The organism is uncultured Pseudacidovorax sp. (assembly GCF_913773995.1).
Classification (GTDB): domain Bacteria; phylum Pseudomonadota; class Gammaproteobacteria; order Burkholderiales; family Burkholderiaceae_C; genus Xenophilus.
Window position 1 is genome coordinate 1 of sequence record NZ_CAJYES010000152.1, and the last position, 18103, is coordinate 18103.

The window sequence follows — 18103 nt, forward strand, 5'->3', positions numbered from 1 at the left end:
GTCCAGCAACGAGAAGAGCGTGGGCGACTCCTCGCCGCGCAGCGTCTGCACCAGCTCGAGGTTGCGCCGCGTGGTGGCGGGCAGTTCGATCAGCTCGCCATCACGCTCGACCGCCAAGCGTTGCAGGTGCGACAGCGTGCGGCCCTGGGTGTGCTCGGCATAGCCCAGCAGGGCTGCGGCGGCGGCATGCGCCTGCCCCAGCGATTCGGCACTCCAGGCGGCCAGGCTGGCGGCGCCCAGTTGCTCGCGCAGCTTGCGCTCGCCCAGCCCGGAGTCGAACTGCCACGCGGGCCGCACCGACAGCGTGAAGCCCCCCGGCTCGCGTTGAAGCTTCAGGCGCTGCTCGAAAGCCGGCGTGACCTCGGCGCTGTAGAGCAGCTCGCTCGGGCCCACGCGTTGCAGCCAGCCTTCGAGCGCGTCGGAGTCGCACTCCGCCAGGTGCACCTCGGCGCCGGTGACGCTGAGCCAGGCCAGGCCGCAGGCGTTGCGCGGGCCGGCATGCACGGCCATGAGGATGGCGTCGCTCTTGTCCGCGAGCAGTTCGGCGTCGGTGAGCGTGCCGGGCGTGACCACGCGCACGACCTTGCGCTCCACCGGGCCCTTGGCGGCGCCGACCTCGCCCACCTGCTCGCAGATGGCCACGGACTCGCCCAGCTTGATGAGGCGGGCCAGGTAGGTGTCGACCGAATGGAAGGGCACACCGGCCATCACCACCGGCGAGCCGGCCGACTGGCCGCGCGTGGTCAGCGTGATGTCGAGCAGCCGCGCGGCCTTCTCGGCATCGGCGTAGAACAGCTCGTAGAAGTCGCCCATCCGGTAGAACAGCAGCGTCTCGGGATGGTCGGCCTTGAGGCGCAGGTACTGCGCCATCATCGGCGTGTGGGCGGAGAAGTCGGCGCTGGCCGGTGTCGGCAGGGCGGTGCTCGGGTCTTGCAATTGCTTGTCGATGTCCAGGGTCCGCGCCTGCCTGCCGCCGGATGGCGGAAGCTGCGCGAGGCCGGCCGGCTGCGGTGCAGGCCGACGAAGGGCATGGATTATCGACCCGGGCGTGCCATCCTCAGCGCCACAGATTCGTGCGCGCCAGCTCCACCACCTCGTCGCCCCGGCCGTTGATGATGGCCTTGAGCAGGTACAGGCCGAAGCCCTTGGCCTGCTCCGCCTGAACCTTGGGCGGCAGCACCAGTTCCTGCTTGGCGGTGACCACGTCCACCAGCGCCGGCCCGTCGTGGGCGAAGGCGGCGGCGAGGGCGCCGTCCAACTCGCCTGAATCGGTGACGCGGATGCCGCGCACGCCCATGGCCGTTGCCACGGCGGCGAAGTCCGGGTTGGCCAGGTCGGTGCCGGTGTCCAGGTAGCCGCCCGCCTTCATCTCCATGGCGACGAAGCCCAGGCTGCCGTTGTTGAACACCACCACCTTCACCGGCAGCCCCAGCTGCACCAGGCTCAGGAAGTCGCCCATCATCATGGTGAAGCCGCCATCGCCAGATAGCGAGACGACCTGCCGCGCGGGCGCCACCGCCTGCGCGCCCATGGCCTGCAGCATGGCGTTGGCCATGGAGCCATGGTTGAAGGAGCCGATGAGCCGGCGCCGCCCATTCATCTTCAGGTAGCGCGCCGCCCACACCGTGGGCGTGCCCACGTCTGCGGTGAAGACGGCATCGTCGGCCGCCATGGCGCTCACCCGCTGCGCCACGTACTGCGGGTGCAGCGGCCGGCCGGCACCCGAGGCGACGGCCAGGTCGTCCAGGCCTTCGCGTGCTTTCGCGTAATGGGCGAGGGCGCCGTCGAGGAAGCGCCGGTCCTCGTGGTCCTTGAGCCGCGGCAGCAGGGCGGCGATGGTGTCGCCCACGTCGCCGATGAGGCCCTGCATCAGCGGCGCGCGGCGGCCCAGGGCGGCGGGGTCGCGGTCGATCTGCACGATGTGCGCATCCTTGGGATAGAAGGCGCGGTAGGGAAAGTCGGTGCCCAGCATCAGCAACGTGTCGGCGTTCTCCATGGCGTGGTAGCCGGAGGAAAAGCCGATCAGGCCCGTCATGCCCACGTCGTAGGGGTTGTCCCATTCCACATGCTCCTTGCCGCGCAGCGCATGGACGATGGGCGCCTTCAGTCGTTCGGCCAGGGCCACGACAGCGTCGTGGTGGCCTGCGCAGCCGCTGCCGGCCAGCAAGGTGACAGCTCGGCTTCCGTCCAGGTGGGCGGCAAGTTCATCGAGCGCGGCGTCCGGCGGCACGACGCGCGGCCGCGGTGCGAGCGGGATGCGCGGCGCCTTGTCCACCGGCGCGGCGGCCAGCGCCACGTCGCCGGGAATCACCAGCACGGCCACGCCACCACGGCCCACGGCGGTCTGGATCGCCCGGTGCAGCACGGCCGGCATTTGTGCGGGGTTTGAGACCAGTTCCACATAGTCCGCGCATTCGCGGAACAGCTCCTGCGGATGCGTCTCCTGAAAGTAGCCCAGGCCGATCTCCGACGAGGGGATGTGCGCCGCGATGGCCAGCACCGGCACCCGATTGCGCTGGCAGTCGAACAGACCGTTGATCAGGTGCAGATTGCCGGGCCCGCAACTGCCGGCGCAGACCGCCAGCCGGCCGGTCAGCGCCGCCTCGGCGCCCGCGGCAAAGGCCGCCGATTCCTCGTGCCGCACATGCATCCATTCGATGCGGCCCAGACGTCGCAGGCTGTCGTTGAGGCCGTTGAGGCTATCGCCGGTCACGCCCCAGATGCGCTCGACGCCGAGGTCGGCAAGGCTGTGGGCGAGAAGGTCGGCGACGGTGAAGGGCATGGCGGCTCCGGTGTAAGGGTAAATACGAATGGACTCGCGGTCATCCTACAAATGCCGCCAGGTGGCCTGCGTAGGAGCGAAGCGATAGCGGCGCCCGAGATTCGTGGCGTGCGCGTCCGCGAGCGCACACAGCACGGCGCGCCGGTCGGACCTGCGTCCCCGACGCGCGTGGCCAGCTACCCCAACGCGCGCATCAGGACCAGCCCACGCGCCCCTGCGACGCATCGGTGATAACCGCCTTCAACGCGGACGCCGCGTCGTCGACCACCTCGAAGCGAAAGCGCACGACGCTGCCGTGGTCTACGGCCAGCAGCGTGGCGTCGGCATTCGCCAGGGCGCGGCGAACGGTGCCTTCCAGCGCATAGGGCACTTCGCAGCTCAGCATGACCCGCCGCTGCAGCGCAACGGTTGGCGCCGCCTTCAGCGCCTGCGCCACGGCGTCGGTGTAGGCACGGACCAGACCGCCTGCGCCCAGCTTCACGCCGCCGAAGTAACGCACGACCGTGGCCAGAACGCCTTCCAGGTCATGGTGGCGCAACACCTCCAGCATCGGCCGGCCGGCGGTGCCCGCGGGCTCGCCGTCGTCCACGGCGGCCGACTGCCCGCCCGCCATCAGGGCCCAGCAGACATGAGCCGCATCCGGATGCTGGGCCCGCAACTGCGCCACGATGGCCTGAGCCGCCGCCCGGTCGGGCACCGGCTGCACGCAGGCCAAGAAGCGGCTCTTGCGCACCAGCAGTTCGAAGCTGGCGGGCGCCGCAATGGAAAAAGGCATGAGGAAGAGCGCGACAGGCGCCATGACGGGTGGTCGGCGATGATGCCGCAGGCCGAACGGCGGTCGAGGAAAGTGAGAACAACGTGATCGGAAATCTGCTGACGGGCCTGGTCGCCCTCATCCACGTCTACATCCTGGTGCTGGAGATGTTCTTTTGGGACACGCCGCGCGGCCACAAGGCCTTCGGCCTCACGCCCGAGTTCGCACGGGCCACCCGCGTGCTGGCGGCCAACCAAGGGCTCTACAACGGCTTCCTGGCGGCAGGGCTCATCTGGGGACTGTGGATCGGCGCCGCCGGCATCGCGGTCAAGCTGTTCTTCCTGGGCTGCGTGGCGGTGGCAGGGCTGTACGGCGCCGCCACGTCGAGCCGCAAGATCCTGTTCGTGCAGACCGTGCCGGCGGCATTGGCCATGGCCGCGCTGCTGCTCAGCTGAGGCCGGCCTGCCGCAGTGCCTGCTGCGTCCAGCGAACGATGTCGGCGCTGCCCATCGCGCCGGGCTGGCGGGCGATCTCGCGGCCACCGACAAACAGGGCCAGCGTCGGAATGCTTCGGATGTTGAAGCGCGTGCCCAGCGTGGACTGCGCCTCGGTGTCGACCTTGGCCAGCCGCACCTGCGGCTCCAGCGTGCGGGCCGCCTGCTCGAAGGCCGGCGCCATCTGCCGGCAGGGGCCGCACCACGGTGCCCAGAAGTCGACCAGCACCGGCAACTGGCCGCGCCCCACATGCCGCTCGAAGGCCGCCGCGTCGAGCTCAACCGGATGGCCGGAGAACAGGGGCTTGTGACACTGACCACAGTCAGGGGCGCTGCCCAGCTGATGGGTACGCACCCGGTTGGTGGTCTGGCAGTGGGGGCAGACCACATGCAGGCTCTCCGCCGTCGTCTCGCTCATGGGCTTCTCCGATCGCGCGCGTGGACTTCAGGCGGCGGCCGGGCCGGAAGCCTGGCCACCGGCCGGCGCGGCACCATCGCGGGCCAGGGCCTGCGCCCGGTCGATGGCCGCCCGCGCGGTCTGCTCGGCGGCCAGTGAGGCCTCCAGCGGCGACCGGCACAGGCCGGCATGCTGGTAGCGCAGGTTCTCGTACACGGCGGCTGCGGCCGGCGAAGCCTGCAGCAAGGGCTGCAACACGTCGGTGTCCTGGACCTGGTCCAGCGCGGCGGCCAGCCGCTGGGCCACGAGCCGGTACTGGCCCGCGTCGGGATGGCCGCGCTCCATCCGCTCCAGATCGTGAGCGAGCAGCACGGCATGGGGGGTGTGGGTGCGAGAGGTGTTCATGCCCCCGAGTTTTGGGGCGTGCACGCGCATTGCAAGAGGCCGCTGTGCTGCCGTGGCCGTGCGCGCCAAGCGCCCGGCACCGCGCCTCAGGCCAACTGCCGCAGGGGTTCTCGCACAGCGTCGGCCGATGCAGGGCGTACAACGCGACCCACTTCCCGCCCGTCCTTGAGGAACACCAGCGTCGGCCATAGCTTGACGCCGAAGGCCCGGCCCAGCGGGCGGCCGCTGCCGTCTTCCACCTTGATGTGGCGCAGCCCCTCCGGTGCTTCGGCCAGTGCTTCGGTGATGGCGGGCTGGGCGCCCTTGCAGATGCCGCACCAGTTGGTGCCGAATTCGATGACGGTGGCGCCGGTGAGGGCGGCCACTTCATCCTGGCGCAGGGTTTCGGGTTCGTAGGGTCGGGTCATGTCGGGAGTGTGGCAGCGTCGGGCCGGCCGTGTGTGCGGGAGGGCCGGCCCGGCATGTCGGTGGCTGCCCGGGAAGGGAAGGGGAGCATGGGACGCTGGCGGCAGAGGGGCCGGCGCGCTGTCAGCCTCCCCGCCGCCCCAGCTTGCGGTAGACCGTCGCCCGGCTCACGCCCAGCAGCCGGGCCGCCTCGGCGACATTGCCCTGGGCCTCGTCGACCGCCTGGCGGATCCACGCATCCTGCGCCTCCTTCAAGCGTGGGCGCCCGGCCGGGCGCGGGCCGGCGCCGCCGCTTCGGGTGGCACGCAGCTGGGTGCGCAGGCCGCTCCACAGCGGGACTTCGAGCGGCGCGGCGCCGCGGTTGGCGGCGTCGAAGAGCAGATGCGCGGGTGCCGCGAATACTTCGTCGGCCGGCCAGGGGCCCGTGCCCTGAAGGCCGAGCAACTGACGCGCGAGCGCGTTGGCACCCGTGATGCATCCGTCGGTGTCCAGCACCAGCAGCGCATCGCTGTCGGCACCTTCGACGGGGGCCAGACAGCCGGGCCAGTTCAGCTGCAGCAGCAGGGCGTGCGGCTGCGCGCGCAGCAGGCGGTTGCCGATGGCCTGCCCGGCATGACGCGCCAGGTGCTGCAGCTCGGGCCGCTCCTCCACCTGCACGCCCGTCAGGTCCAGCATGCCGATGCAGCGGCCCTGCGGGTCGAAGAGCGGCGCGCCGGCGCAGGTGTAGACGCTGATGTCGTCGAAGAAATGCTCGCCGCGGTGCAGCCAGACCGGCGCCTGCTCGGCCAGGGTGGCACCGATGGCCGTGGTGCCGACGGCCCGCTCCGACAGGTCCACCCCTACGCGGGCGATGTCGGCGATGGCGCGGTCTTCTTGTGCCGGCAACGCGCCCACGTCGAGCACGGTGCCCTCGGCATCGGTCAGCAGGGCGAAGTAGCGAGTGGCGGCAATGGCACGCGACAGGCGGTCCATCACCGGGCGGGTCGCCTCGATCAGTCGCCGGCTGGCCTCGCTGGCCTGGCGCAGCCGGGAAGCCGAGACCGGGTCGAACTGCACGCGTTCGTCCGGCTGGCGACCGGCGGCCAGGCAACGCTGCCAGGAGCGCGTGATCCAGGGCTCGATGGGCGGCGCATGGCGTCCTTGGGTGCCATGCAGCCAGTGCCCGCGGGCCAGCGCAATGGCGCCGGCGCGGTCGGGCGCGGGACGGACCGGTGTCTCCATGGGGGGCTCTTCGTGGGGGTGTTCCATTTTGAGAATTTCGGGCCCGACCGTCCATCGCGCTAGGGTTTTGCCTGAGCGCTGCCCCTGGGTGGGCGCGGAACATGAGACGCTTCGGCCCTCGTGCCACCCAGCCATCCCCTCGAATGGAGACAGCCAGCATGCAGGTATCCCTCAGCGTCAATGGACGCGTCGTCAATGTGGACGCAGCGCCCAACACCCTCCTCGTCACAGCCATCCGCGAGCATCTGCAGCTCACCGGCACGCACGTGGGCTGCGACACGGCCCAGTGCGGCGCCTGCACGGTGCACATGAACGGCCGTGCGGTGAAGTCCTGCAACATCCTGCTCGCCCAGGCGGCCGGCGCCGAGATCACCACCATCGAGGGCATCGCCCAGCCCGACGGCACGCTGCATCCGATGCAGGCGGCCTTCAAGGAATGTCACGGCCTGCAATGCGGCTTCTGCACCCCCGGCATGGTGATGAGCGCCATCGACCTGTGCCAGCAGCATCCCGGTGCCGACGAACAGGAGATCCGCGAGCTGCTCGACGGCAACCTGTGCCGCTGCACCGGCTACCAGAACATCGTCAAGGCCGTGAAGATGGGCGGCCAGAGCATGGCCGAAGGCCAGTCCGCCACCTCGTCCGCCACCGCCACGGCCTGAGCGAAAAGGAGTCCGCCATGGGTGCATCCGACTTCTCCAAGCTGCCGCACATCGGCGAGGCCATCCGCCGCAAGGAAGACCTTCGCTTCCTGACCGGCGCCGGCAACTACACCGGCGACGTGGTGCTGGCCAACCAGGCGCATGCCGTCTTCCTGCGCTCGCCGCATGCGCATGCGGCCATCACGTCCATCGACACCTCGGCCGCGAAGCAGATGCCCGGCGTGGTCGGCATCTTCACCGGCGCCGACATCGACGGGAAGATGGGCGGCCTGCCCTGCGGCTGGCAGATCAACAACCCCGACGGCTCGCCCATGAAGGAGCCGCCCCATCCCATCCTGGCCATCGGCAAGGTGCGCTATGTGGGCGACCACGTGGCGATGGTGGTGGCCGAGACAGTGGAGCAGGCGCGCAATGCGTCCGAGGCCATCGTGGTCGAGTACGACGTGCTGCCCGCCGTCGTGAGCCTCGTCGACGCAGCCAAGAAGACCGGCCCCGCCATCCATGAGATCGCGCCCGACAACCAGTGCTACAAGTGGACGCTGGGCGACAAGGCACAGGTCGATGCGGCCTTCGAGAAGGCCGCGCATGTCACCAAGCTGGACCTGGTCAACAATCGCCTGATTCCCAACCCCATCGAACCGCGCGTGGCCGTGGCCGGCTACAACCGCGCCGGCGACGAGTACGTGCTGTACGTGGCCAACCAGAACCCGCACGTCGAGCGCCTGCTCATGACCGCCTTCGTGCTGGGCCTGCCGGAGCACAAGGTGCGCGTGATCGCGCCCGACGTGGGCGGCGGCTTCGGCTCCAAGATCTTCCTGTACGCCGAGGACGTGGCCCTGACCTGGGCCAGCAAGCAGCTCAACCGCAACATCAAGTGGACGGCCGAGCGCTCGGAGTGCTTTCTGTCGGACGCCCATGGCCGCGACCACGTGAGCCATGCCGAGATGGCGATGGACAAGGACGGCAAGTTCCTGGCCATGCGCGTGCACACCGACGCCAACCTGGGCGCCTACCTGTCGACCTTCTCGACGGCAGTGCCCACCATCCTGTATGCGACGCTGCTGGCCGGGCAGTACACCACGCCGCAGATCTACGTGGAGGTGGATGCCTGGTTCACCAACACCGCGCCGGTCGATGCCTACCGCGGTGCCGGCCGGCCCGAAGCCACCTACCTGCTGGAGCGCCTGGTCACGCGCTGCGGCTGGGAGATCGGCCTGGGCCAGGACGAGATCCGGCGCCGCAACTTCATCCGCGAATGGCCGTACCAGACGCCCGTCGCGCTGCAGTACGACGTGGGCGACTACGAGGCCTGCATGAAGCGCGCGCAGGAACTGGCCGAGGTGGGCGGCTTCGACGCCCGCCGCGCCGAGAGCGAGAAGAACGGTAAGCTGCGCGGCATCGGCTATTCCAGCTACATCGAGGCCTGCGGCCTGGCGCCGTCGAACATCGCCGGAGCCCTGGGTGCGCGTGCCGGCCTGTTCGAGGCCGGCGAGGTGCGGGTGCATCCCACCGGCAGCGTGACGGTGTTCACCGGCTCGCACAGCCACGGCCAGGGCCACGAGACCACCTTCGCGCAGGTGGTGGCCGCGCGCCTGGGCATTCCGGTCGAGAACGTGGACATCGTGCACGGCGACACCGGCCGCATTCCCTTCGGCATGGGCACCTACGGCTCGCGCTCGATCAGCGTGGGCGGCGCGGCCATCATGCGGGCGCTGGACAAGATCGAGGCCAAGGCCAAGAAGATCGCCGCCCACCTGATGGAAGCCAGCGATGCCGACATCGACTTCAGTGGTGGCGAATTCAGCGTCAAGGGCACCGACAAGAAGATCCCCTTCGGCCAGGTGGCGCTGACGGCCTATGTGCCGCACAACTACCCGCTGGACAAGCTGGAGCCGGGCCTGAACGAAACCGCCTTCTACGACCCCACCAACTTCACCTACCCGGCCGGCACCTACATCTGCGAGGTGGAGATCGACAAGGCCACGGGCGAGGTCAAGGTGGACCGCTTCACCGCGGTGGACGACTTCGGCACCATCATCAACCCCATGATCGTGGAAGGCCAGGTGCAGGGCGGCATCGTGCAGGGCATCGGCCAGGCGCTGCTGGAGAACTGCGTCTACGACAACGAGACCGGCCAGCTGCTCACCGGCAGCTTCATGGACTACGCCATGCCGCGGGCCGCGGACTTCCCCAACTTCAAGCTCGACACGATCTGCACGCCCTGCACCCACAACCCGCTCGGCACCAAGGGCTGCGGCGAGGCGGGCGCCATCGGCTCGCCGCCGGCCGTCATCAACGCCGTGCTGGACGCGCTGGCGCCGATGGGCGTGAAGGAGTTCGACATGCCCGCCACCCCGGCCCGTGTGTGGGAAGCCATGCAGCGTGGCAGCACCACGCCGCAGCAGCAACCGCAGACGCCCTCGCTGGCGGCCAGCACCCAGGGCCGTCCGGCCGTCTGATCACCCCTCGAAGGAAGGAGACTTTTCCATGTACGCATTCACCTTCGAACAGCCCGCCGCACTCGACGAAGCACAACGCCTGGCAGCCGCTGGCGGGAAGCCGCTGGCCGGTGGCCAGACGCTGCTGGCTTCGATGAAGCTGCGCCTGTCGGCGCCTGAGCAACTGGTCGACCTGGGCCGCTGCAAGGAGCTTTCCGGAATCGGCCTGCAGAATGGCGAGCTGGTCATCGGCGCCATGACACGTCATGCCGAGGTCGCCGCCAGCGCGCAGGTGCAGAGCAGCTATCCGGCATTGGCCGACTTGGCCTCGCGCATCGGCGACCGCCAGGTGCGGGCCATGGGCACGCTGGGCGGCTCGGTGGCCAACAACGATCCGGCCGCCTGCTACCCGAGCGCCGTGCTCGCCTCGGGCGCGACCATCGTCACCACGCAGCGTGAGATCGCGGCCGACGACTTCTTCCTGGGCCTGTTCGCCACGGCACTGGAGGAGGGCGAGCTGATCAAGGCGATCCGCTTCCCGCTGCCCAAACAGGCGGCCTATGAGAAGCTGCGCCAAAAGGCCTCGCACTTCCCGCTGGTGGGCGTGTTCGTGGCCCGCTTTGACGAAGGCGTGCGTGTGGCTGTCACCGGCGCGGGCAACGGCGTGTTCCGCCATGCGGGGCTGGAGCAGGCCCTGTCGCAGTCCTTCACGGCGCAGGCGGCCGGCGGCGTGGAGATCGACGCCAGCGAGCTCAACAGCGACCTGCACGGCACGGCGGCCTACCGCGCCAACCTGATCAGCGTGCTGGCCCAGCGCGCGGTGATCAAGGCGAGCCGCTAAGCTCGGCACGATGACCGACGCCGCCCGCCTCCCACCTGCGCCCGACCTTTCCTCCATCGACGCGCTGGAACGGGGGCTGGCGTCGCGCGGCTACTTGGCCGACCGGCGGCTGGCGACGGCCGTCTTCCTCGCCCTGAAGCTGCAGCGGCCGCTGCTGCTGGAGGGCGAGCCCGGCGTTGGCAAGACCGAACTGGCCAAGGCGCTGTCCGGCCTGCTCGGCCGACAGCTGCTGCGCCTGCAGTGCTACGACGGCCTGGAGCAGCGCGAGGCGCTGTACGAGTGGAACTACGCCGCGCAGTTGTTGCACCTGCGTGCCTCCGAGGCCGGTGGCAATGCGAAGGACGAAGGCGCGCGCGACGTGGAGGCCGAGGTCTACCAGCCGCGCTACCTGATCCAGCGCCCGCTGCTGCAGGCCCTGCAGTCGCCCGCACCCGGCGCCGTGCTGCTGATCGACGAGGTGGATCGGGCCGACGAGCCCTTCGAGGCCTTCCTGCTCGAATACCTGGGCGAGTATCAGGTCAGCATTCCCGAGCTGGGCACGGTGCGCGCCGCTGTGCCGCCCGTCACCCTGCTCACCAGCAACCGCACCCGCGACCTGAACGACGCGGTCAAGCGCCGCTGCCTCTATCACTGGCTGGACTACCCCGAGCGTGAGCGCGAGCTGGCCATCGTCCGCGCGCAGGTACCCGAGGCCGGCGAAGCGCTGTCGGCGCAGGTGGCAGACTTCGTGCAACGCGTGCGTGCGCAGCCCTTCGCCAATGCCTTCCAGCGCGCGCCCGGCATCGCCGAGAGCGTGGAATGGGCGCGCGCGCTGGTGGCGCTGGACACGGTGGTGCTCGACCCCGAGGTGGTGGTCGATACCGCCGGCATCCTGTTCAAGCAACGTGACGATGTGGCGGCGCTGAACCACCAGTTGGCCACCGATCTGCTCGCGCCGGAAGCCGCCTGACGAGGGTGCTGTGGCCATGCAAGGCATCCAGCAACTCGGCGACGCGCGGCGCGGCAAGCTGGCCGGCCACTTGGCGGGCTTCGGCCGGGCACTGCGGCGGGCTGGCGTGCGCATCGATCCTTCGCGCATCGCGCTGGGGCTCGAAGCGGCCCTGCTGGTGGGCATCGAGCAACGGGCCGACTTGCAGGCAGCGCTTGAATCGGTGATGGTCAGCCGCGAGCAGGACCGGCAGGTCTTCCGCGAACTCTTCGACGCCTGGTTCCAGGATCCGGCCCTTGCCCAGAAGATGCTGGCGCGCATGCTGCCCAATGCTGAGGGCCGGGCCGAGCCGGTGCAGCGCCGCAACCGCGTGCGCGAGGCCCTGGCTGCACCGACCACGCTCAAGCCCGCCCCGCAGGACGAGGAGCTGCAACTCGACGCCGCCATGAGCGCCGGCACGCGCGAGCGCCTGCAGCATGCCGACTTCAACAGCCTGGGCGCCGCCGAATACCGCCTGGTCGAACGCCTGGCACGCGAGAAGGCGCTGCCCGTGCCCACCTATGCCTCGCGCCGGTTGCGGCCGGTGGCGCAGGCCGGTGCGTCGGCCCGCATCCACTGGCCCGGCGTGTGGCGCCAGGCCGCACGGCACGGCGGCGAGATCCCGCGCCTGCCGCGCCAGGTGCGGCGCGCACGGCCGCGGCCGCTGCTGGTGCTGGTCGATGTCTCCGGCTCCATGGAGCGCTATGCGCGGCTGCTGCTGGCCTACCTGCATGCGGCCACGCGGCCGCTGGTGTGCGAGGGCGCGCGGCGCGACGTCTTCGCCTTCGGCACCGGCCTGACCGACCTCACGCCCGCCTTCCGCCATGCCGACACCGACGTGATGCTGGCCGAGGCCGGCCGCGCCATCGCCGATTTCGCGGGCGGGACGCGGCTGGGCGAGACGCTGGGACAACTGCGCCGGCAGCATGCGCGCCGCCTGGTCGGCCGGCGCACACTGGTGCTGCTGATCAGCGACGGTCTGGACACCGGCGAGCCGGCCGAGCTGGATGCCCAACTGCAATGGCTTCGCCGCCATACGGGTGCGCTGCTGTGGCTCAATCCGCTGCTGCGCTTCGCCGGCTACGCGCCGCTGGCGCGTGGCGCCGCACTGCTCGGCCGTCATGCCGACGCGATGCTGGCCGTGCACAACCTGCAGGCGCTGGACGAACTGGCCGACAGCCTGGCCGCGCTGATGCGCCGACTGCGCTGAATCCCTCACCTTCATTCATTTCAGGAGACCCACATGGACATGCAAGGCAGCCGCCCCCTGGGCGTGACCCAGCAACAGGCCTGGGAGGCCCTCAACGACCCCGAGACGCTCAAGCGCTGCCTGCCCGGCTGCGACAAATTCGAGTCCACGGGCGAGGGCCAGTACACCGTCACCATGGCCGTCAAGGTCGGCCCGGTGTCGGCCAAGTTCAGCGGCAAGGTCACACTCAGCGACATCCAGCCGCCAGAGAGCTACCGCCTCAGCTTCGAAGGGCAGGGCGGGGTGGCCGGCTTCGGCAAGGGCGCGTCCTCGGTCTCGCTCGCGCCCACCGACACCGGCTGCACGCTCAGCTACACCGTCCAGGCGCAGGTGGGCGGCAAGATCGCCCAGCTGGGCCAGCGGCTGATCGATGGCGCGGCCAAGTCCATGGCCGACGATTTCTTCAAGCGCTTCGATGTCGAGATGCAGCGCGTGCACGGTGCGCCCGCCGCCGCGGCCGAGCCGGCAGAAGAGGCCAAGACCGGCGCCGTCGCCGGCCTCATGCAGAAGATGGGCTTCGGCAAGAAGGACAAGACGGAAGAAGGCTGAGAAGGTCGAACACCATGGAAAACCTCGACGTGATGGTGCTGCGCCAGCTGCGCGACTGGCGCCAAGCCGGCCGCCGGGCGCTGCTGGCGACGGTGGTGCGCACCTGGGGCTCCTCGCCGCGGCCGGTGGGCTCGATCATGGCGCTGGCCGAGGACGGCGCGGTGGTCGGCTCCGTCTCCGGCGGCTGCATCGAGGACGACCTGATCGCCCGCCACAGCCGCGTGGGCCAGCAGGCCATGCCGACGGGCGCGCCAGCGCGGGTCAAGTACGGCATCACGGCCGACGAGGCGCACCGCTTCGGCTTGCCTTGCGGCGGCACGCTGGAACTGGTGCTGGAGTTCGATCCGGATGCCACCGGGCTTGCCGAGCTGGTCCAACGCCTGGAAGGCGGCCAGCTCACGCAGCGCATCGTGCACCTGAGCGATGGCGCCGTCACGCTCGAAGCGGCGCACGCCCCTGCCGAGCTCGCCATCGACGACGCCCGGCTGGTCAACACCTTCGGCCCCGAATACCGCATGCTGCTGATCGGCGCGGGCCAACTGGCCGAGTACCTGGCGACCATGGCCAGCTTCAGCGGCTTCGCCGTCACGCTGTGCGACCCGCGCGAGGAATACCGCGGCGCCTGGTCGCTGCCCAACGTGCGCCTGTCCACCGAGATGCCCGATGACGCCGTCGCCGCCTTCCGGCCCGACCGGCGCAGCTGCGTGGTTGCCCTCACACACGACCCCAAGCTCGACGACCTGGCGCTGCTGGCGGCGCTGGAAAGCGAGGCGTTCTACGTCGGCGCCATCGGCTCGCGCCGCAATGCCCAGGCGCGGCGCGAACGGATGATCGAGCACTTCGACCAGACGCCCGAGTCGCTCGCCCGCCTGCGCGGCCCCATCGGCCTGTACATCGGCAGCAAGACGCCGCCCGAGATCGCAGTGAGCGTGATGGCCGAGATCCTGGCCGTCAAGAACGGCGTAGCCTTGCCGCGCGAGATGGAAGTGGCGGAGGCGAAGGCGCAGTTGCAGGCGTAGCCGGGCGAACGCCGACCAAGCTGCTTCGGGGGGCGCAGTGCCATTCAGTCGGGCCATTCGCCCTGGGCTTGTCGAAGGGCTCATGCGTGCATGTCCTGGTTTCGACGGGCTGGCCCGTATGGCGGCCGGGAGGTCTCGTTCGGACGCTGGCGGGCTCGGGGCACTGCGCTGCCGCCTGCACGCCCGCACCCGTCGCGCTAAAGTGCCGGGCTTTTCCGCTTCAGCTCTTTCCCGCCATGCAACGCATCCAGCTCGGCCGCAGCGACCTGCACGTCACGCCCATCTGCCTGGGCACCATGACCTTCGGCGAACAGGTGGACGAGCCCACCGCGCACGACATCCTCGACCATGCGGTGGCCCGCGGCGTCGACTTCCTCGACACCGCCGAGATGTACGCCGTGCCGGCCCGCAAGGAAACCTACGGCGCCACCGAGACCATCCTCGGCAACTGGTTCGCCAAGAACCCGGGCCTGCGCCAGAAGCTCACGCTGGCCACCAAGGTGGCGGGCCCCTCGCGCGGCATGCCCTGGGTGCGCGAAGGGGGCGGCATGACGGCTGCCGACATCGTGGCCTCCTGCGAGGGCAGCCTGCGCCGGTTGCAGACGGACGTCATCGACCTCTACCAGATCCATTGGCCCGAGCGCAACGTGCCCGCCTTCGGCACGATGTACTACGACCCCACCAAGGAGCGTACGCAGACCTCGATCCATGAGCAGTTGGAGGCATTGGCCGGCCTGGTGAAGGCGGGCAAGGTCCGCTACATCGGCCTGTCCAACGAGACTCCCTATGGCGTGCACGAGTTCGTGCGGCTGGCCGAGCAGCACAACCTGCCGCGCGTGGCCACGGTGCAGAACGTGTACTGCCTCATCAGCCGCGCGCTCGAGAACGGCCTGGACGAGACCATGCACCGGCTGGACGTCTCGCTGCTGGCCTACTCGCCGCTGGGTTTCGGCCTGCTGACCGGCAAGTACGACGCCAGCGGCATCGAAGGCCCGGATGCACCGAAGGACGGCCGCATCGCCCGTTACGAGTCCGTGCGCAAGCAGCGTTGGGGCCGCCCGGAGGCGCTGGTCGCCGCCCGCCGCTACAACCAGCTGGCCCGCGAACACGGCATGACGCCCGCGCGCCTGGCCCTGGCCTTCTGCTACACCAAGTGGCAGGTGGCCAGCACCATCATCGGCGTCACGACCAAGGCCCAGCTGGATGAGGACCTGGACGCCTGGGGCACCACGCTGTCGCCCGAGCTGCAGGCCGAGATCGACAGGATCCGCTGGGAGATGCGCGACCCGGCGAACTGAGATGGCCAAGAAGGACAAGGCCCACGTTTCGGAAACGCCCGCCACGGCCGTGCTGCGCGCGGCCAAGGTGGCCTTCACCGAGCATCCCTACGAGTACCTGGAGCACGGCGGCGCGCAGCACAGCGCGGCGGTGCTGGGCTTCGACCCGTTCACGGTGGTCAAGACGCTGGTGATGCAGGACCAGGACGCCAAGCCGCTGATCGTGCTGATGCACGGCAACCGCACCGTGTCCACCAAGAACCTGGCGCGGCAGATCGGCGCCAAGTCGGTGGAGCCGTGCAAGCCCGAGGTGGCCCAGCGCCACAGCGGCTATCAGGTGGGGGGCACCTCGCCCTTCGGCACGCGGCGGGCCATGCCGGTCTACATCGAGTCGACCATCCTCGACCTGCCGCGCATCTGCATCAATGGCGGGCGGCGCGGGTACCTCATCGGCATCGATCCGCAGCTGTGCGTGCAGTTGCTCGGCGCGCGGCCGGTGCAGTGCGCGCTGGCAGAATGAGGCGCGGCCCGAACGGGGCCGCCTCCCTCACGTCTTCCACGATTCCCGAATGCCAAGACGCCGCCTTCAGAGTGGCGCGCAGCGGCCGCGCATGAGGCGGCCGGCGAAGGTCCTTCCATGAACCTGTCCATGTCCTCCATCCTCGTCATCATTGCGGCCTACCTGATCGGCTCGCTGTCCTTTGCCGTGATCGTCAGCCGCCTGATGGGCATGGACGATCCGCGCAGCTACGGCAGCGGCAACCCCGGCGCCACCAACGTGCTGCGCTCCGGCCGCAAGGGCGCGGCGCTCGCCACGCTGCTGCTGGATGCTGCCAAGGGCTGGCTGCCGGTGTTCCTGGTGCGGCGCTTCGGCGCGGCCTACGGGCTGGACGAGAACGTGGCGGCACTCGCCGGGCTGGCCGCCTTCCTGGGCCACCTGTACCCGGTGTTCTTCGGCTTCAAGGGTGGCAAGGGCGTGGCCACGGCCGCTGGCGTGCTGCTGGGCATCGACTGGATGCTGGGCCTGGCGACGGGGCTGACCTGGATCATCATCGCCTTCTTCTTCCGCTACTCCTCGCTGGCCGCGCTGGTGGCGGCCTTCTTCGCGCCTGCCTACTACCTGCTGGGCGGCGGCATCGCCTGGCCGTTGCACCGCGGCGTGCTGGCTGCCATCGTGGTCATGGGCCTGCTGCTGGTGTGGCGCCATCGCGAGAACATCCGCCGGCTGCTGGCCGGCACCGAATCGCGGCTCGGCGCCAAGGCGAAGGCCGCGAAGACTTCTTCCTCCTGATCAGGATTTCCCCATGGCAGAACTCAAGCGCTTCCACGTCGGCCCCCGCCTGTCGGAGATGGCCGTCCACAACGGCACTGTCTACCTGGCCGGCCAGGTGCCGGACGACACCACCCAGGACATCCGCGGCCAGACGGCCCAGGTGCTGGCGATGGTCGATCGCCTGCTGGCCGAGGCCGGCAGCGACAAGACCCGCATCCTGATGACGCAGATCTTCCTGACCGACATCAGCGAAATCGGCGCCATGAACGAGGTGTGGGACGCCTGGGTGCCCGCGGGCCACACTCCGCCGCGCGCCACCGTGCAGGCGGCGCTGGCCAATGCGGCCTACAAGATCGAGATCGTCGTCACGGCCGCGCTGGCCTGAGGCGGGACGAGGCGCAGCAGCCGCTGCCGCTTGCCTCCTGCGGTCACGGCGCGGCGCCGCAGCGCCGTTATGCGGCGTCGCTTCTTCTTCTTCAGTAGCGCCGCTCCAGCACCATCTGGTCGGCATCACGCCGCATCGAGAAGCGGTTGATGAAGCTGTTGCCCAGCAGCACAAAGGGCATGGGCTGCGGAGAGACGATGGCATCGACGTCGTAGACCGTCACGTCGCCCACCTTCACCGAATCGAGCTTGACCCGCCAGCCCGGCACCGTGCCGTTGGCTGTGTTCATGGTCACCGGTTGCCCGCGCGTGGGGTCGAGGCCGATGCGCTGCGCATCGGCCATGGACATGCCCACCGAGGTGGCTCCCGTGTCCAGCATGAAGGTCACCGGCCGGCCGTTGATGCCACCTGCCGTGACGAAGTGGCCCCGGCTGTCCGCCGTCAGCACGATGCGGCTGCCGCCACCGCCCCTGCTACCTGGGCCGCCGCCCGAGCCGCCGACGCTCACCGGCGTGTCCATCCGCAGCGTCAGGCGCCGCCCCCCGCTTTCGACCACCGCCTGTTCGTTCTGAACGCTGATCAGTCGCACCCCCTGCAGGCTTTCACCTGGCGCCACCGTCCGTGGCGCGCCTCCACCCACGACCAGGATCGCGCGGTTGCCGATGGTGCCGGTCAGCGTGATCGATTGGGTCTGGGCCTGCGCTTGCGCCTGCACGGTGATAGCAAGACCCGCTACCAGGATCGCGGCGATAACGTGTGCGCGTTTCAGTTTCATTGACGAAACCTACCGCGCAGTGTCGTTACTGCCAAAGACGCATCCAGCCCCAGTGAACAAACGGCCGCGGAGCAGGCCACGCCAGGGCACACCAGGAACTGGCTTTGCCAGGCCGCGGGGTGTGCCCCCCTCCAAGCCGAAGGCGCCAGGGAGCAACTGTGTTCGAAGTCAATGCTTAGTTCAGGCATTGGCATGTTGTGGATAACTAGA

Annotated in this window: 19 protein-coding genes and 1 pseudogene; 12 read left to right on the forward strand and 8 right to left on the reverse strand. The window is 69.8% G+C overall.

All coding sequences use genetic code 11. The features are described from left to right. The 3 genes and pseudogenes from QZ772_RS14060 to QZ772_RS14070 all read right to left on the reverse strand — a co-directional run. Window positions 1-873 (reverse strand): annotated as a pseudogene (locus QZ772_RS14060) (DNA mismatch repair protein MutS); the annotation flags it as partial. 184 nt (window positions 874-1057) lie between these two features. Continuing rightward, entirely contained in the window at window positions 1058-2782 is a 1725-nt protein-coding gene (gene poxB, locus QZ772_RS14065; RefSeq protein WP_295527321.1) for a ubiquinone-dependent pyruvate dehydrogenase, read from the reverse strand. Window positions 2783-2975: 193 nt separating this feature from the next. Further along, window positions 2976-3557: a YigZ family protein gene (locus tag QZ772_RS14070; RefSeq protein WP_295527323.1), complete on the reverse strand. Its 582-nt coding sequence runs from the start codon at window positions 3555-3557 to the stop codon at window positions 2976-2978. A gap of 86 nt (window positions 3558-3643) precedes the next feature. Here QZ772_RS14070 and QZ772_RS14075 point away from each other — a divergent pair, with 86 nt between their 5' ends. Next, a complete protein-coding gene (locus QZ772_RS14075) occupies window positions 3644-3991 on the forward strand; it encodes a DUF1304 domain-containing protein (RefSeq protein WP_295527371.1) in 348 nt (115 codons plus the stop codon). Here the strand turns inward: QZ772_RS14075 and trxC are convergent. From trxC to QZ772_RS14095, 4 genes are all read right to left on the reverse strand, one after another. Then, the gene (gene trxC / locus QZ772_RS14080; RefSeq protein ID WP_295527325.1) at window positions 3984-4448 is read right to left on the reverse strand and encodes a thioredoxin TrxC; all 465 of its coding nucleotides are present in this window, start codon (window positions 4446-4448) and stop codon (window positions 3984-3986) included. The two genes, QZ772_RS14075 and trxC, sit on opposite strands and share 8 nt — an antisense overlap. A 27-nt stretch (window positions 4449-4475) precedes the next feature. Beyond that, the gene (locus QZ772_RS14085) at window positions 4476-4832 is read right to left on the reverse strand and encodes a hypothetical protein (RefSeq protein ID WP_295527328.1); all 357 of its coding nucleotides are present in this window, start codon (window positions 4830-4832) and stop codon (window positions 4476-4478) included. Between the two features lie 86 nt (window positions 4833-4918). Then, on the reverse strand, window positions 4919-5239 hold the full coding sequence (locus tag QZ772_RS14090) for a thioredoxin family protein (protein ID WP_295527332.1): 321 nt from the start codon (window positions 5237-5239) through the stop codon (window positions 4919-4921). A 121-nt stretch (window positions 5240-5360) separates the two neighbouring features. Beyond that, entirely contained in the window at window positions 5361-6458 is a 1098-nt protein-coding gene (locus tag QZ772_RS14095) for a GAF domain-containing protein (RefSeq protein ID WP_295527335.1), read from the reverse strand. Window positions 6459-6616: 158 nt separating this feature from the next. On the opposite strand from QZ772_RS14095, the gene QZ772_RS14100 reads away from it, so the two are divergent. From QZ772_RS14100 to QZ772_RS14150, 11 genes are all read left to right on the forward strand, one after another. After that, entirely contained in the window at window positions 6617-7120 is a 504-nt protein-coding gene (locus QZ772_RS14100; protein ID WP_295527338.1) for a (2Fe-2S)-binding protein, read from the forward strand. A gap of 17 nt (window positions 7121-7137) precedes the next feature. Continuing rightward, window positions 7138-9579, forward strand: coding sequence for a xanthine dehydrogenase family protein molybdopterin-binding subunit (locus tag QZ772_RS14105; protein WP_295527341.1), 2442 nt, complete (start codon window positions 7138-7140; stop codon window positions 9577-9579). A gap of 28 nt (window positions 9580-9607) precedes the next feature. Further along, window positions 9608-10399 carry a xanthine dehydrogenase family protein subunit M gene (locus QZ772_RS14110; protein ID WP_295527343.1) on the forward strand — a complete coding sequence of 264 codons (792 nt, stop codon included), beginning with the start codon at window positions 9608-9610 and terminating at the stop codon, window positions 10397-10399. Window positions 10400-10409: 10 nt separating this feature from the next. Next, window positions 10410-11348: a MoxR family ATPase gene (locus QZ772_RS14115; protein ID WP_295527346.1), complete on the forward strand. Its 939-nt coding sequence runs from the start codon at window positions 10410-10412 to the stop codon at window positions 11346-11348. Between the two features lie 16 nt (window positions 11349-11364). Further along, window positions 11365-12576 carry a VWA domain-containing protein gene (locus tag QZ772_RS14120; RefSeq protein WP_295527348.1) on the forward strand — a complete coding sequence of 404 codons (1212 nt, stop codon included), beginning with the start codon at window positions 11365-11367 and terminating at the stop codon, window positions 12574-12576. A gap of 33 nt (window positions 12577-12609) precedes the next feature. After that, complete coding sequence (locus QZ772_RS14125) at window positions 12610-13164, forward strand: CoxG family protein (RefSeq protein WP_295527351.1); 555 nt, start codon at window positions 12610-12612, stop codon at window positions 13162-13164. Between the two features lie 14 nt (window positions 13165-13178). Beyond that, a complete protein-coding gene (locus tag QZ772_RS14130; RefSeq protein ID WP_295527353.1) occupies window positions 13179-14183 on the forward strand; it encodes an XdhC family protein in 1005 nt (334 codons plus the stop codon). Window positions 14184-14419: 236 nt separating this feature from the next. Then, window positions 14420-15481: an aldo/keto reductase gene (locus tag QZ772_RS14135; RefSeq protein WP_295527357.1), complete on the forward strand. Its 1062-nt coding sequence runs from the start codon at window positions 14420-14422 to the stop codon at window positions 15479-15481. 1 nt (window position 15482) lies between these two features. After that, the gene (locus QZ772_RS14140) at window positions 15483-15980 is read left to right on the forward strand and encodes an aminoacyl-tRNA deacylase (protein ID WP_295527360.1); all 498 of its coding nucleotides are present in this window, start codon (window positions 15483-15485) and stop codon (window positions 15978-15980) included. A 117-nt stretch (window positions 15981-16097) separates the two neighbouring features. Then, window positions 16098-16751, forward strand: a complete 654-nt coding sequence (gene plsY, locus QZ772_RS14145; protein WP_295527363.1) for a glycerol-3-phosphate 1-O-acyltransferase PlsY — start codon at window positions 16098-16100, stop codon at window positions 16749-16751. A gap of 13 nt (window positions 16752-16764) precedes the next feature. Next, window positions 16765-17118, forward strand: coding sequence for a RidA family protein (locus tag QZ772_RS14150; protein ID WP_295527365.1), 354 nt, complete (start codon window positions 16765-16767; stop codon window positions 17116-17118). Window positions 17119-17209: 91 nt separating this feature from the next. Here QZ772_RS14150 and QZ772_RS14155 read toward each other — a convergent pair whose 3' ends face one another. Further along, window positions 17210-17893 carry a TIGR02281 family clan AA aspartic protease gene (locus QZ772_RS14155; protein WP_295527368.1) on the reverse strand — a complete coding sequence of 228 codons (684 nt, stop codon included), beginning with the start codon at window positions 17891-17893 and terminating at the stop codon, window positions 17210-17212. Between the last annotated feature and the right edge of the window lie 210 nt (window positions 17894-18103).

Bases quoted from the DNA above. Each gene is read 5' to 3' on its own strand.
- QZ772_RS14070 (WP_295527323.1), bottom strand. From the start codon at position 3,557: ATGCCTTTTTCCATTGCGGCGCCCGCCAGCTTCGAACTGCTGGTGCGC.
- QZ772_RS14095 (WP_295527335.1), bottom strand. From the start codon at position 6,458: ATGGAGACACCGGTCCGTCCCGCGCCCGACCGCGCCGGCGCCATTGCG.
- QZ772_RS14115 (WP_295527346.1), top strand. From the start codon at position 10,410: ATGACCGACGCCGCCCGCCTCCCACCTGCGCCCGACCTTTCCTCCATC.
- QZ772_RS14125 (WP_295527351.1), top strand. From the start codon at position 12,610: ATGGACATGCAAGGCAGCCGCCCCCTGGGCGTGACCCAGCAACAGGCC.
- QZ772_RS14105 (WP_295527341.1), top strand. From the start codon at position 7,138: ATGGGTGCATCCGACTTCTCCAAGCTGCCGCACATCGGCGAGGCCATC.
- plsY (WP_295527363.1), top strand. From the start codon at position 16,098: ATGAACCTGTCCATGTCCTCCATCCTCGTCATCATTGCGGCCTACCTG.
- QZ772_RS14150 (WP_295527365.1), top strand. From the start codon at position 16,765: ATGGCAGAACTCAAGCGCTTCCACGTCGGCCCCCGCCTGTCGGAGATG.
- QZ772_RS14110 (WP_295527343.1), top strand. From the start codon at position 9,608: ATGTACGCATTCACCTTCGAACAGCCCGCCGCACTCGACGAAGCACAA.
- QZ772_RS14100 (WP_295527338.1), top strand. From the start codon at position 6,617: ATGCAGGTATCCCTCAGCGTCAATGGACGCGTCGTCAATGTGGACGCA.
- QZ772_RS14090 (WP_295527332.1), bottom strand. From the start codon at position 5,239: ATGACCCGACCCTACGAACCCGAAACCCTGCGCCAGGATGAAGTGGCC.
- trxC (WP_295527325.1), bottom strand. From the start codon at position 4,448: ATGAGCGAGACGACGGCGGAGAGCCTGCATGTGGTCTGCCCCCACTGC.
- QZ772_RS14130 (WP_295527353.1), top strand. From the start codon at position 13,179: ATGGAAAACCTCGACGTGATGGTGCTGCGCCAGCTGCGCGACTGGCGC.
- QZ772_RS14135 (WP_295527357.1), top strand. From the start codon at position 14,420: ATGCAACGCATCCAGCTCGGCCGCAGCGACCTGCACGTCACGCCCATC.
- QZ772_RS14155 (WP_295527368.1), bottom strand. From the start codon at position 17,893: ATGAAACTGAAACGCGCACACGTTATCGCCGCGATCCTGGTAGCGGGT.
- poxB (WP_295527321.1), bottom strand. From the start codon at position 2,782: ATGCCCTTCACCGTCGCCGACCTTCTCGCCCACAGCCTTGCCGACCTC.
- QZ772_RS14140 (WP_295527360.1), top strand. From the start codon at position 15,483: ATGGCCAAGAAGGACAAGGCCCACGTTTCGGAAACGCCCGCCACGGCC.
- QZ772_RS14120 (WP_295527348.1), top strand. From the start codon at position 11,365: ATGCAAGGCATCCAGCAACTCGGCGACGCGCGGCGCGGCAAGCTGGCC.
- QZ772_RS14085 (WP_295527328.1), bottom strand. From the start codon at position 4,832: ATGAACACCTCTCGCACCCACACCCCCCATGCCGTGCTGCTCGCTCAC.